We start from the raw sequence: 14647 nt of genomic DNA, 5'->3' as shown, positions 1-14647 counted from the left end.
GCAAAAACAGAATCTCAGCACCATCAAAATCTAGGAACTGATTCATCGTTTTTAACTTGATATTTAGTATGTATTATGAAACGAAACACAGCAGAACTTAAAGAAAAATTGATACAAACCGGAGTCGCTGAAATTAAAAAACATGGTCTTGACAACCTTTCCCTGCGGACAGTTGCCAAAGCTTGCGGCGTTACTCACGGAACTCCTTACCGCCACTTTAAAAGTAAAGAAGACTACCTGAGAGTAGTTCTGAGACGGCTTTCTATTTTTGTCAGTCAGGAATTAGAACGAGGTCTCGACCCCAAAACATCCGCCCGAAACCAATTGGCTAAAATGGGAGAAAATTTCATTGCTTTCGCCCAGACTTATCCTTACTTTTTTGAGGCGCTCTTTATTAAATTTCCCTTTAAATATATGGAAGTCACTCAGGAAACCATTTTGACCTATTCTGACTTGCCGGGTTTTGATTCCTTTAAAACCATTGTCATCAAGCTTCGCAAAGAAGAAGGATTTTCAAACAGCGAAATGGAAACCCTCTTCCATTTTTGGAGTTTTATTTCAGGCCTAGCTATTCTATCTAAGAGTCCAATCGGTACTGACCTGGATGACAAGTCCATCCAAACAACTATTAATCATATGCTCGATATCTATATCAAAGGAGAACGCTCATGAATATTTTAATCATTTATGCACACCCAAATCCAGCTAGTTTTAATGCTGCAATCCTAAAGCAAGTTCAAAACAGTCTTTCTAAATCCCACAATTTTCAGACCTTGGATTTATATGCTGAACATTTTGATCCCATCCTACAGTTTGACAAGGATCATAAGCGTCGAGATTTGGACAAGGTTCCTGAAATGGAGAATTACCGTCGCTTAATCACTTGGGCGGATCAGCTGATTTTCATTTTTCCTCTTTGGTGGAGCGGCATGCCAGCCATTCTTAAAGGATTTATCGACCGCGTCTTTGCTGCTGGTTTCGCTTACTCTTACAAAAAAGTCGGTATGGAGGGGCATTTACAGGGAAAATCCGCCTGGATTATTACCACGCATAATACACCAGCCTTTATAACGCCTTTTGCTCAGGATTATGGGAAGGTTTTAAAACGGCAAGTGCTGAAGACTTGCGGCATTTCACCAGTGAAACTAACGCAGCTAACCAGTATCGAAAAGATTTCCACTGACAAACGGCAAAAATTGCTGGATAAAATCTCTCAAATAGCCAGCAACATATGATAAAGGAAACTGGGAACAAGGCAACTAGTCTTTCTAGCTAACTTAAACATCATAACACAAAGGAGGTTGGGACAAAAATTCCCAACCCCCTTCTTTTTTAAGCTCTGTAGCCAGATGCTACCTAAAACATCAAGCTATAAGCGTCTTCTAAATAGGAAACAATTGTTCCTAAGAATTCAGCTGCAGGTGCGCCGTCCAAAACTTGATGGTCAATGCTCAGGCTAAGCGGTAGATATTGTTTTTCCACTACTTGTCCTTCTTCATCCAAAGTAAGAGCTTTTTGAATAGCACCAACACCCAAGATAGCCACTTCTGGTGTATTTAAAATTGGCGTAAAGTATTCGATACCTTGAGCCCCCAGGCTAGTGATACTGAATGTCGAACCAGAATAAAGAGAAGCATCTAAAGTTCCCTTTCTAGCCTGTGCTGCCTGTTCTTTAATAGTCCGGCCCAAATCCGATAAGGTTCGCTTGTCTGCGTTACGGATAACCGGCACTACTAAGCCATCGCTCAAAGCAGTTGCTATACCAATATGGATTTCTGACTGCACTTGATACTGGCCGTTGGCATACCAAGCATTAACTTCTGGATGGTCTTGCAGAGCCTTAGTAACAGCCTTGGTCAGAAGTGTTGTAATTCCAATTTCGCCATTTTCTAGCGGTTCTTTAACTTTTGACTGAATGTCTTTTCTAAAGACCATCAAAAAAGTCACATCGGCTTTACGATGAAGAGTTAACTGGGCACTGGTTTGCAGACTGTTCATCATCCGTTCAGCAATAACCTTGCGCATACCGGTCAAACCAGCTCCGTATACAGCAGATACAGGAGCCGCTGTTTGAACAGCTGCAGGCTGAGCAGCTGGAACACTTGCCGGATCAAAGGCTTCAACGTCTCGCCGTGTAATGCGGCCATTTCCGCCTGTTCCTTTAATATAGGAAATATCCAAACCACGTTCTTCAGCAATTTTACGTGCCAGAGGGGTGATAAAGATACGTCCACTTTCATGCTTGACAGCTGCTGCAGGAGCCGCTTTTACAGTTTCAGTCTCGTTTGGAGAGCTGCTGCTTTCTCCTACTGTAAGAACTGGCTCAGGCTCTGTGCTTTCTGTATCAGGAACAGTTTCACCTTCTTGGCCTACCCAGGCAATGACTTGCTTGCAAGGGACGGTATCTCCTTCGCCTTTGACAATCTTCAAAATGACGCCGGCTGTCGGAGCCTCAACATCACTGGTTAATTTTTCAGAGCTAATTTCCAATACAGGATCGCCCGCAGCAACGGTGTCGCCTTCTTTAACAAGCCAGCGATTAATTAGCCCTTCTGTCATAGTTAAACCTAATTTAGGCATCACAATTTCTGTTGCCATATTATCATCCCCCTTTCTAGGCCTTCAAGTCATCAATTAATTCGGCTGCTTCTTTAATGACACGGTCTGCATTAGGGATATATAATTGTTCAAGATTAGTAGCAAACGGCACTGGTACATTCGGTGCACAAACGCATTTAATTGGTCCGTCTAAATAATCAAATGCTTTATCATTGACAACAGAAGCAATGTCTGTTGCGGTGTTGTTATGCGGATTGGATTCATCCACAACAATCAAGCGACCTGTCTTTTTCACAGAATCAATGACTGTTTCCTGATCCCAAGGTGCAACTGTTCTTAAATCAACAACTTCAACAGAAATTCCATCTTGAGCCAAACGATCCGCTACTTCATAAGCCACATAAAGCATCTTGCCAATTGTCACAATGGTTAAATCATCCCCTTCGCGGCGGACAGCTGCCTTACCGATTGGAACCGTATAGTATTCTTCTGGCACTTCGCCCTTAAAGCCGTAAAGTGTTTTATCTTCTGAAAAGATGACGATATTTTCTTCTTCAAGAGCAGACAGCAGCAAACCTTTGGCATCATAAGGTGTAGCTGGAACAACCACCTTAATTCCTGGAATTGAACCAAAGATTCCATAGTAAGAGCCTGAGTGCTGAGCAGCTGCTGAAGCTCCTGCACCATGCATGGTTCTCACTGTCATAGGTACTTTTGCCTTACCGCCAAACATATAGCGCATTTTTGAACCTTGACCAATCAAAGCATCGAAACAAAAGCCGATAAAGTCATTGAACATTAATTCTGGTACGGGATGCAGCCCCGTTAAAGCCATCCCGACGGCTGCTGACATGTAGCCATGTTCTGAGAGAGGGGTGTCAATGACACGGTCACGGCTGTATTTAAGCATCAGTCCACTGGTAACTCCCATAACGCCGCCCCAGGCTTCTTCATTTTGTTCTTCCAAATGTTTGACCTTAACACCGCCTGCAATATCTTCACCAAGTAAAACGACTGTGTCATCTTTGGCCATTGCCATATCAAGCGCTTCATTAATTGCCTTCATAAATAACAGTTCTCTAGCCATTTCTAACCTCCTTCATTTACTCAGCAAATACATCTTCAAGCAGGGATTCCGGTTCAGGAATTGGACTGTCTTGAGCGTATTGGATAGCTTCTTCCACGTCTTTTCTGGATTCTTCCAAAATGTTATCCAATTCCTCTTCGGTCATCAGATCATGTTCGAGGGCATAATCACGGAAGACTTCCAAAGGATCAACATCCGCCCATTCTTTTTCTTCGCCATCAGGAGCCTTATATTTTTGTTCATCCCCTTCAAAGTGACCATAGTTACGGTAGGTAACAGCTTCAATCAAAGTTGGTCCTTCACCATTTCGAGCCCGCTCAACTGCTTCTTTAGTTACTTGATAAACAGCAAAGAGATCTTTACCATTAACCCGGATACCCGGCATATCATAAGCCAGTGCCCTTTCAGCAATTGTTGCAGATGCGGATGAATACCATTGAGGAGTAGATTCGGCAAAGAGATTGTTTTCATTAACAAAAATAACAGGCAGCTTCCAGATAGAAGCCATATTCAGGCATTCATGGAAAAGCCCCTCATTAGCGGCACCATCGCCGAAAAAGCAGACAGCTACACTGTCAGTTTTTAGATACTTGTTGCGCATAGCGGCACCTGTCGCTAGACCGAAACCGCCGCCAACCATACCATTAGCACCCAAAATTCCCTTATCAATATCGGCAATGTGCATGGAGCCACCCTTGCCTTTACCAAGGCCTGTTGCCTTACCGAAAATTTCAGCCATCATGCCTTTCAAGTCGCCGCCCTTAGCCACACAGTGTCCGTGACCGCGGTGAGTACTAGTAATATAATCCTTGTCCGTCAGATTTGCACAGACACCAGTAGCAACTGCTTCTTCACCAGCATACAGGTGAACAAATCCGGGAATTTGACCTGCTGCAAAGAAACGGCGAGCATTTTCTTCAAAATTTCGGATGTTCCACATGGTTTTGTACATACCTTTGGCTTGTTCTTTTGAAATTTCCTCAACTTCAATGTCCGTTGCTGTGTGAACCTTCAAGTCAACTAATTCTGAAACAGATGTATGACTTCTGGTTCTTGTCAATTCTTGTGGTAAATCTTTATAGTTTGGCATTCTGCTTCCCTCCTATGTTAAAGTCTTTACTGAACAATTCGCTTAGCAACTTCCTGTATTAATTCTGAAATTGTCGGGTGAGCAAAAATGGTATCAGCAACTTGATCGAGTGTTCCTTCGGCCTGTCTCAGCAAAATCAGCTGCTGCAATAAATCTGTCGCGTGCTCGCCAACAATAACAGCTCCTAACAGCAGATGGTACCTCCTTTCTGAAATAATCTTTACAAATCCTTCCGGCTCAGCTGCTGCAAGGGCTCGGCCATTATAAGAAAACGGCAGCTGTTCAACCACAACATCGTAGCCTTTTTCCTTAGCCTCCTCTTCACTGAGTCCAAAAGATGCCACTTCCGGACTGGTGTAGAGCGAACGCGGAACTCCCAAAGCATCAACAGGATCTTCTGCTTTTCGGCAAATAGCCTTAACAGCCTTGATGCCTTCCATACTAGCAACATGAGCCAGCATGTAGCTTTCGGTCAAATCACCAATAGCATAGACGTTAGGAAGGGATGTTTCGTAGTAATCATCAACCTTGACAAAACCGCGTTCTGTTAAAGTTAATCCCATTTCTTGAGCCAGTTCCGTATTTGGCTTGCGCCCTGTTGCTACCAATAATTGATCAAATTCCTGAGCGCCATCTCCTTTCAAGATAACTGAGTCAGCAGTTACTTTTTCTATCAAAGCGCCTTCAAAGATGCGCACTCCCAATGCCTCTAGCTTACTTCTAATAACAGCACGCGCAGCTTCGTCTTCTGTTAAAAGAATTTGTGGTGCAACTTCGATAACCGTAACGTCCACACCCAAAGGTTTCATGGCAAATGCCAATTCAATAGCAATGACACCGCCGCCGATAATTACAAGTTTTTGGGGCAGAGTCTTGAGTTCAAAAAAACTATCCGTTGTCAGATAGGCTGCCGTATCAATCCCATTTATCGGTGGAATAAACGGATGGCTTCCAGTTGCCAAAATAACATCTTTTCCTGAAATTTTTTCGCCATTGACAATGAAGGTTCTAGCCTTATCAAATATGGCCTCGCCTTCATAGTAATCAATCTTCAGCGCTTTAAAAGCCGCGTGAATTCCTCCTTGCAAGCCAGAAATGACCTGATCTTTACGGCTGACTAATTTTTTGAAGTCTATTCCGTCAAGATTAGCTGTGATTCCATATTCAGCGGCTTTTTGCATTGATAAAAGCCAGTGACTGTGCTGAAGATAGGCTTTTGAAGGAATACAGCCAACATTCAGGCAGGTTCCGCCAATAGCTTTCTTTTCAACAACAGCCACTTTTTTGCCAAGCCTGGCGGCTTCTTCAGCTGCAACGTAGCCTCCAGGTCCAGCTCCAATAATTAAAACATCGTATGTTGCCAAAATATCACGCTCCTTTCTCGCAAGACTAAAGGGCATTGCATTGCATTTCATCATAAAAAACGCTTTCTACGATTTGATTGTAGTATTTTTCAATAAGAATTTCAAGCAAAAAAAGTTTGTGAAATATTTTTTTATTATATTTTTTAAAAATAAAAACCATCAATTAAGTCAGCTTTATCAATAACTTAAGTGATGGTTTATTTTTTGAAATTTGAATAGTTAGTGAAAAATAAGAAAATTATGAGAAAGTAAAAGCAAGCTTATTATCCCTAAGCGCAACCTTAACAAGAAGAGTCTGTTTAGAGTCTGTTTGATGCTGAATGATATAGAGAGCAAGCGGATTTTCCAATTCCTGCATAATAGTCCTCTGTATAGGACGGGCACCAAAAGCTATATCGAACCCCTTCTGTGCTAAAAATGCATAGACAGGCTCAGTCAGCTCAAGATGAACGTTTTGAACCAGCAGACGTTTCTGCAAATCAGCCACCATGACCTTAACCACCCCTATCACATCACTTTCAGAAAGAGCATTAAAAAGAACCGTCTCATCGATCCGATTGAGAAATTCAGGCTTAAAACTGTGATTCAGTTCCTCTAACACCTCTTGGCGAGCCTCATCGGTCAGACAGCCATGGTCATGCAGACTCTGCAAAATCTTGGATGAGCCGATGTTGCTGGTCATAATTAAAATGGTATTTTTAAAGTCAATAGTCCGCCCCTTAGAATCCGTCAGCCGGCCTTCATCGAGAACCTGCAAAAGCGTGTTAAAAACATCCGGATGGGCTTTTTCAATCTCATCAAGAAGCACAATAGAGTACAGGCGCTGGCGGACTGCTTCTGTCAGCTGGCCACCTTCTTCATAGCCCACATAACCTGGAGGCGGACCCACCAAACGAGCAACAGCATGCTTTTCCATATATTCAGACATGTCCAAACGCACCATCTCAAGTTCACTGCCAAAGAGCACATCTGCCAAGCGTTTAGCTAGGGCAGTCTTGCCGACACCTGTTGGACCCAAGAAAAGGAAAGAACCAATCGGCCGTTTAGGATTTTGAATGCCGGCGCGAGAACGAATAATGGCTTGTGATACCTTTTGAACAGCCTGATTTTGCCCAATGATCTTCTCATGCAGCAAGTCTTCCAAATGGAGCAAACGATCACGTTCGTTTTCCATGACACCTTGGACCTTTATACCGGTCAAACGCTCAACAATAGCTGCAATATCCTCTCTGGTGACTAAAACATCAATCATTGATGTTTGAGACAGCCGCTCCTCTTCTAAAACCTTGAGAGCTTGGTATTGCTCTGCCATTTTCTCATCTTTTAGTTGGACATATTTAGAAATCTTTTCATCCTCTAAAGCATGGTTGGCCTCTTCCTCCAAAACTGTCAGCTGCTGCTGAATTTCCTGCTCCTCATCCAAAAGCTGACGCTCGTTTTGCCACCGTGCTAACAGAGCATTTTTCTGCTCTTCCAATTTCGCTAAGCGCTCGGTCAGCTGGTCGGCTTCTTTAGCGTCAGCCAAGCGCAGCAAGTCAATTTTCTGAGAGACAATCTGAATGGACAAATCCTTGATCTGTTTAGGATAGGACCGAGCAGCAATTTGTTTGACTGCACAGGCCTCATCAATCAAGTCTAAGGCCTTATCCGGCAAAAAACGATCGGAAATATAACGTTTGGACAGTGACACCGCTGCTTCGAGTGTATCTTCTGTAAGCCTGACCCCGTGAAAATTTTCATAAATCGGCTGCAGACCCTTTAAAATCTCCATAGCCTGATTTACATCTGGTTCATGAATCAAAATCCTTTGAAAACGTCTTTCCAAGGCCTTATCGTACTCAATGCTTTCTCGATATTCTGCATGGGTTGTCGAACCCAAAATTTGAATATCACCTCGAGCCAGAAGTGGCTTTAAAATGCTGGCTGCATCAACTGACCCTTCAGTCCTGCCGGCACTGACAATGGAGTGGATTTCATCAACAAAAAGAATAATTTTTCCCTTTGAAGCTATAATATCATTCAAGAGAGCCTTAAAGCGCTCCTCAAACTCACCTCGGTATTTGGTTCCTGCCAGCAAGGCTCCCATATCAAGACTGTAAATAACCTTACCTTGCAAATTTTTAGGCACCTGATTTTTGACCAGACGCTGAACAAAACCTTCCATAACAGCCGTTTTACCAACACCTGGATAACCTACTAAAACAGCATTGTTTTTAGTTTTTCGCGACAAGATTCGAATGATATCATTCATTTCATCCTGCCGGCCGATAATTTTATTGGCATGGCCATCCAGAATGCGCTGATTAAGATTAGTTGCATATTTCTCTAAAGCATCATAAACAGCCTCTTGACTGGAAGAAACTGCTGGTTTTCCTTTACGCATTTTATTCATCTTTTGATAAAGCAGAGTCTTAGTTAGTCCCTGTTTCAGCAGAAAAACAGTAATCGGATTGCGTTCTTGATTAAAAAGCGCCAGAATGAGATGTTCTGCCGTCAAAACTTGATCGCCTAAATCCATCATTTCTTCCTGTGCATCATCCAAAAGTTTTTTCAAGCGCTGGCTGTAGAGGCGGGCATAACTGCCTTTTTCGGTAGTTGAAAAAGCAGGGATTTTGGCAACTTCCTGATCAATCACTTTAAGCAGCTGACTGCCTTTTATGCCTACAGATTCATAAAACTGAAAAGCAAACTGTTTAGGCTGTACTAAAGCTGACCATAAGTGAGGAATATCCACTTGGTAATTGCGATGAGAAACAGCAAGTTCCTTGGCCTCAAGTAGAGACTCTTCAACCAATTGAGTCATCCTATCTGCCATAAAATCACCCCTTCTTATTTTTAAACGCTTACATTCAAATCTACGTTTAGTATAACACAAATTATTTTTTCTGACATTGTTTGCAGCTGTGGCAAATCGCCTGTAAACAAAAAGGAGCAGAACATCGAGGGATTTCTGACTCCTATTATTTATGATGATCATTGCAGCAAACAGTAGCAGAAATGGTGTTAAACCTTGTTTTAAATACCGATTTCTGCTTCAACGACCTTGGCAATCGTATCGACGTAATAGTCAACCTCTTCAAGAGTAGGTGCTTCTGCCATGATACGCAAAAGCGGCTCTGTTCCACTCGGACGGACTAGAATGCGGCCGTTACCGGCCATTTCTGTTTCCATCTTTTCAATCACATCTGCAATCAAAGGCACATCCATGGCCTTATCTTTCATATCATTTTCCACACGAATATTAACCAGTTTTTGAGGATAAATGGTCACTTCGCTGGCTAATTCGGACAGTGATTTTCCACTTTCTTTCATGATCTTGGTCAGCTGAATAGCTGTTAACTGGCCGTCACCCGTAGTATTATAGTCCATAATAATCACATGACCAGACTGCTCTCCGCCCAGATTATAACCGGAACGGCGCATTTCTTCAACGACATAGCGGTCACCGACTGCAGTAATTTCCTCGTTGATATTTTCACGATCGAGCGCCTTGTGAAAACCGATGTTTGACATCACCGTTGTCACGATAGTATTCTTAGCCAGTTTCCCTTTTTCCGAAAGGTATTTACCGATAATATACATAATCTTATCGCCATCAACAATCTCACCATTTTCATCAACAGCAATCAAGCGGTCGCTGTCGCCATCAAAGGCAAGACCAACTACAGCATCAGATTTTCTAACCAATTCCTGCAGGCGTTCAGGATGAGTTGAACCTACACCATCATTGATATTAAGACCATCAGGTTCATCCCCAATGACTGTAATGTCAGCATTCAAATCAAGGAATACTTGGCGGGCAGACGAGAAAGCTGCACCGTTAGCCGCATCAATAGCAACCTTCATTCCTTCCAAATCCAGACCAGTAGAAACGAGGAATTTCTCATACTTACGAACACCTTCAGGATAGTCAATAAGCCTTCCTAGACCTGCAGCACTGGGCCGCGGAAGAAGGTCATCTTCAGCATCTAAAAGCTCTTCGATTTCCAGTTCGCGGTCATCATCCAGTTTAAAACCATCACTGCCAAAGAATTTAATACCATTGTCCAAGGCCGGATTGTGGCTAGCCGAAATCATAACACCAGCACTGGCTTTTTCCGTACGGACCAAGTAAGAAACTCCTGGTGTTGCCAGAACCCCCAGCTGATAGACTTCAATACCTGCTGACAAAAGTCCAGCAACTAAAGCACTCTCAAGCATTTGTCCTGAAATACGTGTATCACGCGCCACAAAGACTTTTGGATTTTCTTTTTCATGCTGGCTGAGCACATAGCCTCCAAAACGGCCAAGTTTGAAAGCCAACTCTGGCGTCAATTCAACATTTGCTTCACCGCGTACACCGTCGGTACCAAAATATTTTCCCATAACAATTTGATGCTAGGCATCTTCCTCCCTTTAATTCTAATGTCATTATAATATTATTTTTTCTTAACTGTCAACTTAACGGCAACCTTATCAGGACTGACCCTTAATTTACCAGCTGATAGGTTGACTGTTTTGGTCGTATCTTTAGTAATGTCAGAAATATTGACTTTAACTCTCACATAAGCAGTCCGATCAAGATCCGCCTGCTTGCCATAAACAAGAGCCTCTTTAGGCTGCAGCTCATAGCGAATATCCGATAGATTGCTGTTTAGCTGGCCAGTCAATTCAACAATAATTGGAACTGTTTTGGAAAGTTCTTCGACATCAACATCTAAATCTGTCTTGGTTGGATTGATGATACTTGGCAAAATTTTGCCACTCTCAGAAACCGCCTGAAGAGTCACCATACTGCTGTAATCCTTAGACAGAATTTGTTCCTCCGGCAAAATTGCCGCTACATGGTCAATTTGATTGATAGTTGCTTCATCACTGGTCACTTCTACTTCAGATACTCCAGTTGAGACTTTTGCCAGCTTGTAGCCATCTGCAATCTGATTGGCACTAATCTTTCCTTCAACTCTAAAGGTCTTGGTCTTTTTCTTACCAACATTGACTGTTATTGTAGTCGGCGAGGACTCTGCACTAACACCGCTGGGAAGGTCTTTCACTTCCAATGGTACCCTGTTAGTCCCTTCTCTAGCATTTGATAAGTCAGCAACTACCTTAAAATGCCTAGTATCATTGTTAATCTCGGAATCCAATTTGACACGGTTGGTGGATGTCAGGTAAACTTCTGTGTCATAAGAATAACCGCTGATAAAATATTTATTGCTATCATACTTGATATCTATGGGAACATTTTCTAAGGTATGACTGTAGGTCTGTAAGAGACCACTTGTTTGATTTCTGGAACTATAGTTAACAGAATTTGCCGTTAAAAACAGCAAAAGTGCAAAGAAGATTGAAGCAAGAGCCAGCCAGAAACGCTTGGCGAAAATTCGTTTAAACATGATGGTGACCTCCAAAGAATTGTTTCAGCCAATTCTTTTTCTTGGGTTCTTCTTTGATAAAGTGATCCCTCAAAAGCACCTCAAAGCCCTCCATAGATAAGTCGTGAACAAAGTCTCCCTTATAAGCAATGGAGATGGCTCCTGTCTCCTCAGAAACAACAATGGTAAAGGCATCCGAATTTTCAGAAAGTCCAATAGCTGCCCGGTGCCGCGTACCAAATTCTTTGGAAATGTGACTAGATTCTGAAAGAGGCAGGTAAGCACAGGAAGCTGCAATCTTATTGCCCTCAATAATAACAGCTCCATCATGCAAAGGTGTATTGGGAATAAAGATATTAATCAGCAGCTCCCCAGAAATATCTGCATCCAAGGGAATCCCGGTAGCGATATATTCCTGCAGGGTCTGTGTCTCTTCAACAGCTATCAAGGCTCCTATCTTACGCGGACTCATATAAGCTACTGCTTTCACAAAAGCATTGACCAGCATTTCCTCGTTGCTGAGCTGCTGTCTTTGAATGAGAGACTGGGGCGTCCGTCCGAAACGCTCCAAACCCGAACGAATTTCAGGAGCAAAGATAACAACACCCGCGATAACCCCGTAAGTAATCACCTGATTCATCAAGAAAGCAATCGTGGTAAATCCTAGAAATTCTGCCACAAACTTAAAAAGGACAAACAAAACGACCCCTTGAACCAAGGCCATGACCTTAGTACCAGCCAGAGCCTTGATAAATTTATAAATCAACCAAGATACAATGGCAATATCAAGAGTATGAATCAAAATTTTCAGCGGGCTATCAAACAGACTAACCCAAAAATTAGCATTAACTTCAAATATACTACTCATACAATTCTCTCTTTTTAGTAAAAACTGGCTAAATACATGCTTTATCATTATATCACTTTTCAGATGATTTTTCTTGTATCTCAAACGCTTTTTTTATGATAAAATGGTCTTATGACTCTTAAAACACAATTAAGCATTATAGCCGGTAAGACAGCCCATTTTGCTCTTAGCAAATTGGGTCGCGGGTCAACTCTTCCCGGGAAAATTGCTCTTAAATGCGATAAAGACATTTTAAATACACTGGCTAAAGATTACGAAATCGTCGTTGTCACAGGTACTAATGGAAAAACTCTGACAACTGCTTTGACAGTCGGTATTTTGAAAGAAGCATTCGGACAAGTGCTGACCAATCCCAGCGGTGCAAATATGATCACAGGGATTACAGCTGCCTTTTTAACTGCTAAGAAAAACAAGAATGGTAAAAAGATAGCTGTTTTAGAAATTGACGAAGCCAGCCTTCCTAGAATCACAGAATACCTAAAGCCTAGTCTTTTTGTTTTCACTAATATCTTTCGTGACCAAATGGACCGCTACGGCGAAATCTACACAACTTATCAAATGATTTTAGATGGCGCAGCCAAGGCTCCACAGGCAACTATTTTGGCTAATGGCGACAGCCCGCTCTTTCACTCTGTCAAAACAGTCAATCCTATGCGTTATTACGGCTTTGATACTGAAAGGCATGATGCTAAGCTTGCGCACTACAATACTGAAGGTATTCTCTGCCCCAATTGCCAAAATATTCTTAAATACAAGCTCAACACCTATGCCAACCTCGGTGATTATATTTGTGAAAATTGCGGTTTTTGCCGTCCTAAGCTAGACTATAAACTGACTGATTTGACCAAAATCACCAATACAGCTTCTGAATTTATCATTGACAACCACAGTTACAAGATTAATGTTGGCGGATTGTATAACATTTACAATGCCCTGGCTGCCGTTGCTACTGCTGAATTTTTTGGTGTTGAACCTGAAAAAATCAAGGCTGGCTTTGATAAAAGCCGGGCAGTTTTTGGCCGTCAGGAAACCTTTAAAATCGGCAATAAATCCTGTACCTTGGTTCTTATTAAAAACCCTGTCGGAGCCAGTCAGGCACTTGATATGATTAAATTGGCTCCTTATCCCTTCACCTTGTCTGTGCTGCTCAATGCCAATTATGCTGACGGTATTGATACCAGTTGGATTTGGGATGCGAATTTTGAAAGTATCTTGGACATGGATATTCCTGAAATTTTCACAGGTGGTATCCGCCATTCAGAAATTGCCAGACGGCTGCGAGTCACAGGATACGATGAAAAAAGAATTCACCAGGCTGAAAAATTAGAAGATATTCTGACCATGATCGAAAATCAAGAAACAGAACACGCCTATATTCTAGCCACCTATACGGCTATGCTTGAATTTCGCAGTCTGTTAGCAAGCAGACATGCTGTCGGAAAGGAGATGAACTAGTGGTTTATACATCTTTGCAGTCCCCTGACAGACCGGATTATCAATATCAGCTCAGAGTTGCTCATCTCTATGGCAATCTGCTCAACACCTACGGCGACAATGGCAATATTTTGATGCTCAAATATGTCGGCGAAAAATTGGCTGCCCACATGACCATTGATATTGTATCTATGGGAGATGCTTTTGATGAAAAAGCTTATGATATAATGTTTTTTGGCGGCGGTCAGGACTATGAACAGTCTATTGTTGCTAAGGATCTGCCCGGTAAAAAAGCCAGCATTGCCCGATTTATTGAGTCAGGAGGTGTTGGTCTGGCCATTTGTGGCGGCTTTCAGCTTTTAGGACAGTACTATATTCAGGCTGATGGAAAAAAGATTGACGGTATCGGCGTGATGGGACATTACACCCTCAATCAGAACAATAATCGCTATATTGGCGATATTAAAATCCATAATGATGAATTCAATGAAACATACTATGGCTTTGAAAATCATCAAGGGCGTACCTTTTTAGCCGAAGATGAAAAGCCCTTAGGAACCGTCATTTACGGTAATGGCAATAATAAGGAAGATGCTACCGAAGGAGTCCATTATAAGAACATTTTTGGTTCTTATTTCCACGGTCCAATTCTTTCGCGCAATGCCAATCTTGCCTATCGCTTAGTCACTACTGCTCTAAAAAATAAGTATGGCCAAGATATTAGCCTGCCAAGTTACCAAGATATTCTCAGCCTTGAAGTTGCTGAAGAATACGGCGACATCAAAAGTAAGGCAGAATTTGAAAAATAAAAAAACAGAGGTCAACAGCTGATCTGTACCCCAATCGTTAGATGTTTCGTCTAACTTTGTGGGAGTCAGTTCAGTTGTTGCC

At 42.2% G+C, this 14647-nt stretch carries 12 protein-coding genes; 4 read left to right on the top strand and 8 right to left on the bottom strand.

Annotation, left to right across the window (positions count from 1 at the left end; all coding sequences use genetic code 11):
- Positions 1-75: 75 nt before the first annotated feature.
- Positions 76-672, top strand: coding sequence for a TetR/AcrR family transcriptional regulator (locus SCSH_RS06375; RefSeq protein WP_057491060.1), 597 nt, complete (start codon positions 76-78; stop codon positions 670-672).
- Positions 669-1235 (top strand): NAD(P)H-dependent oxidoreductase, encoded by a 567-nt coding sequence (locus tag SCSH_RS06370; RefSeq protein ID WP_057491059.1) that lies wholly within the window; start codon positions 669-671, stop codon positions 1233-1235. The genes SCSH_RS06375 and SCSH_RS06370 overlap by 4 nt, the downstream gene beginning before the upstream one ends.
- A 121-nt stretch (positions 1236-1356) precedes the next feature.
- On the opposite strand, the gene SCSH_RS06365 is transcribed toward SCSH_RS06370, so the two are convergent.
- The 8 genes from SCSH_RS06365 to cdaA all read right to left on the bottom strand — a co-directional run bounded on the left by SCSH_RS06365 (position 1357) and on the right by cdaA (position 12322).
- A complete protein-coding gene (locus SCSH_RS06365; RefSeq protein ID WP_057491058.1) occupies positions 1357-2598 on the bottom strand; it encodes a dihydrolipoamide acetyltransferase family protein in 1242 nt (413 codons plus the stop codon).
- Between the two features lie 16 nt (positions 2599-2614).
- On the bottom strand, positions 2615-3646 hold the full coding sequence (locus SCSH_RS06360; protein ID WP_057491057.1) for an alpha-ketoacid dehydrogenase subunit beta: 1032 nt from the start codon (positions 3644-3646) through the stop codon (positions 2615-2617).
- Between the two features lie 16 nt (positions 3647-3662).
- A complete protein-coding gene (locus SCSH_RS06355; protein ID WP_057491056.1) occupies positions 3663-4736 on the bottom strand; it encodes a thiamine pyrophosphate-dependent dehydrogenase E1 component subunit alpha in 1074 nt (357 codons plus the stop codon).
- A 26-nt stretch (positions 4737-4762) separates the two neighbouring features.
- Entirely contained in the window at positions 4763-6100 is a 1338-nt protein-coding gene (gene lpdA / locus SCSH_RS06350) for a dihydrolipoyl dehydrogenase (RefSeq protein ID WP_057491099.1), read from the bottom strand.
- A gap of 238 nt (positions 6101-6338) precedes the next feature.
- Entirely contained in the window at positions 6339-8915 is a 2577-nt protein-coding gene (locus SCSH_RS06345; protein ID WP_057491055.1) for an ATP-dependent Clp protease ATP-binding subunit, read from the bottom strand.
- A gap of 200 nt (positions 8916-9115) precedes the next feature.
- Positions 9116-10465 (bottom strand): phosphoglucosamine mutase, encoded by a 1350-nt coding sequence (glmM, locus tag SCSH_RS06340; RefSeq protein WP_057491054.1) that lies wholly within the window; start codon positions 10463-10465, stop codon positions 9116-9118.
- A gap of 53 nt (positions 10466-10518) precedes the next feature.
- Positions 10519-11475, bottom strand: a complete 957-nt coding sequence (locus SCSH_RS06335) for a CdaR family protein (protein WP_057491053.1) — start codon at positions 11473-11475, stop codon at positions 10519-10521.
- Positions 11468-12322: a diadenylate cyclase CdaA gene (gene cdaA / locus SCSH_RS06330; RefSeq protein WP_057491052.1), complete on the bottom strand. Its 855-nt coding sequence runs from the start codon at positions 12320-12322 to the stop codon at positions 11468-11470. Before cdaA ends, SCSH_RS06335 begins: the two co-directional genes overlap by 8 nt.
- Before the next feature lie 111 nt (positions 12323-12433).
- Here cdaA and murT point away from each other — a divergent pair, with 111 nt between their 5' ends.
- Together murT and gatD are read left to right on the top strand one after the other, a co-directional pair.
- Positions 12434-13777, top strand: coding sequence for a lipid II isoglutaminyl synthase subunit MurT (gene murT / locus SCSH_RS06325; RefSeq protein ID WP_057491051.1), 1344 nt, complete (start codon positions 12434-12436; stop codon positions 13775-13777).
- Positions 13777-14565: a lipid II isoglutaminyl synthase subunit GatD gene (gene gatD, locus SCSH_RS06320; RefSeq protein ID WP_057491050.1), complete on the top strand. Its 789-nt coding sequence runs from the start codon at positions 13777-13779 to the stop codon at positions 14563-14565. The genes murT and gatD overlap by 1 nt, the downstream gene beginning before the upstream one ends.
- The last annotated feature ends 82 nt before the right edge of the window (positions 14566-14647 follow it).

The organism is Streptococcus orisasini (genome assembly GCF_001431045.1).
GTDB classification, from domain to species: Bacteria; Bacillota; Bacilli; order Lactobacillales; family Streptococcaceae; genus Streptococcus; species Streptococcus orisasini.
Note: the sequence above shows the minus strand (reverse complement) of the source record. Positions and strands in the feature narration are given on the sequence as shown.

What these genes read in the sequence shown, in the direction of transcription:
- SCSH_RS06370 (WP_057491059.1), top strand. Translation starts at nt 669, where the DNA reads ATGAATATTTTAATCATTTATGCACACCCAAATCCAGCTAGTTTTAAT.
- cdaA (WP_057491052.1), bottom strand. Translation starts at nt 12,322, where the DNA reads ATGAGTAGTATATTTGAAGTTAATGCTAATTTTTGGGTTAGTCTGTTT.
- SCSH_RS06355 (WP_057491056.1), bottom strand. Translation starts at nt 4,736, where the DNA reads ATGCCAAACTATAAAGATTTACCACAAGAATTGACAAGAACCAGAAGT.
- glmM (WP_057491054.1), bottom strand. Translation starts at nt 10,465, where the DNA reads ATGGGAAAATATTTTGGTACCGACGGTGTACGCGGTGAAGCAAATGTT.
- SCSH_RS06375 (WP_057491060.1), top strand. Translation starts at nt 76, where the DNA reads ATGAAACGAAACACAGCAGAACTTAAAGAAAAATTGATACAAACCGGA.
- SCSH_RS06365 (WP_057491058.1), bottom strand. Translation starts at nt 2,598, where the DNA reads ATGGCAACAGAAATTGTGATGCCTAAATTAGGTTTAACTATGACAGAA.
- SCSH_RS06360 (WP_057491057.1), bottom strand. Translation starts at nt 3,646, where the DNA reads ATGGCTAGAGAACTGTTATTTATGAAGGCAATTAATGAAGCGCTTGAT.
- murT (WP_057491051.1), top strand. Translation starts at nt 12,434, where the DNA reads ATGACTCTTAAAACACAATTAAGCATTATAGCCGGTAAGACAGCCCAT.
- SCSH_RS06335 (WP_057491053.1), bottom strand. Translation starts at nt 11,475, where the DNA reads ATGTTTAAACGAATTTTCGCCAAGCGTTTCTGGCTGGCTCTTGCTTCA.
- SCSH_RS06345 (WP_057491055.1), bottom strand. Translation starts at nt 8,915, where the DNA reads ATGGCAGATAGGATGACTCAATTGGTTGAAGAGTCTCTACTTGAGGCC.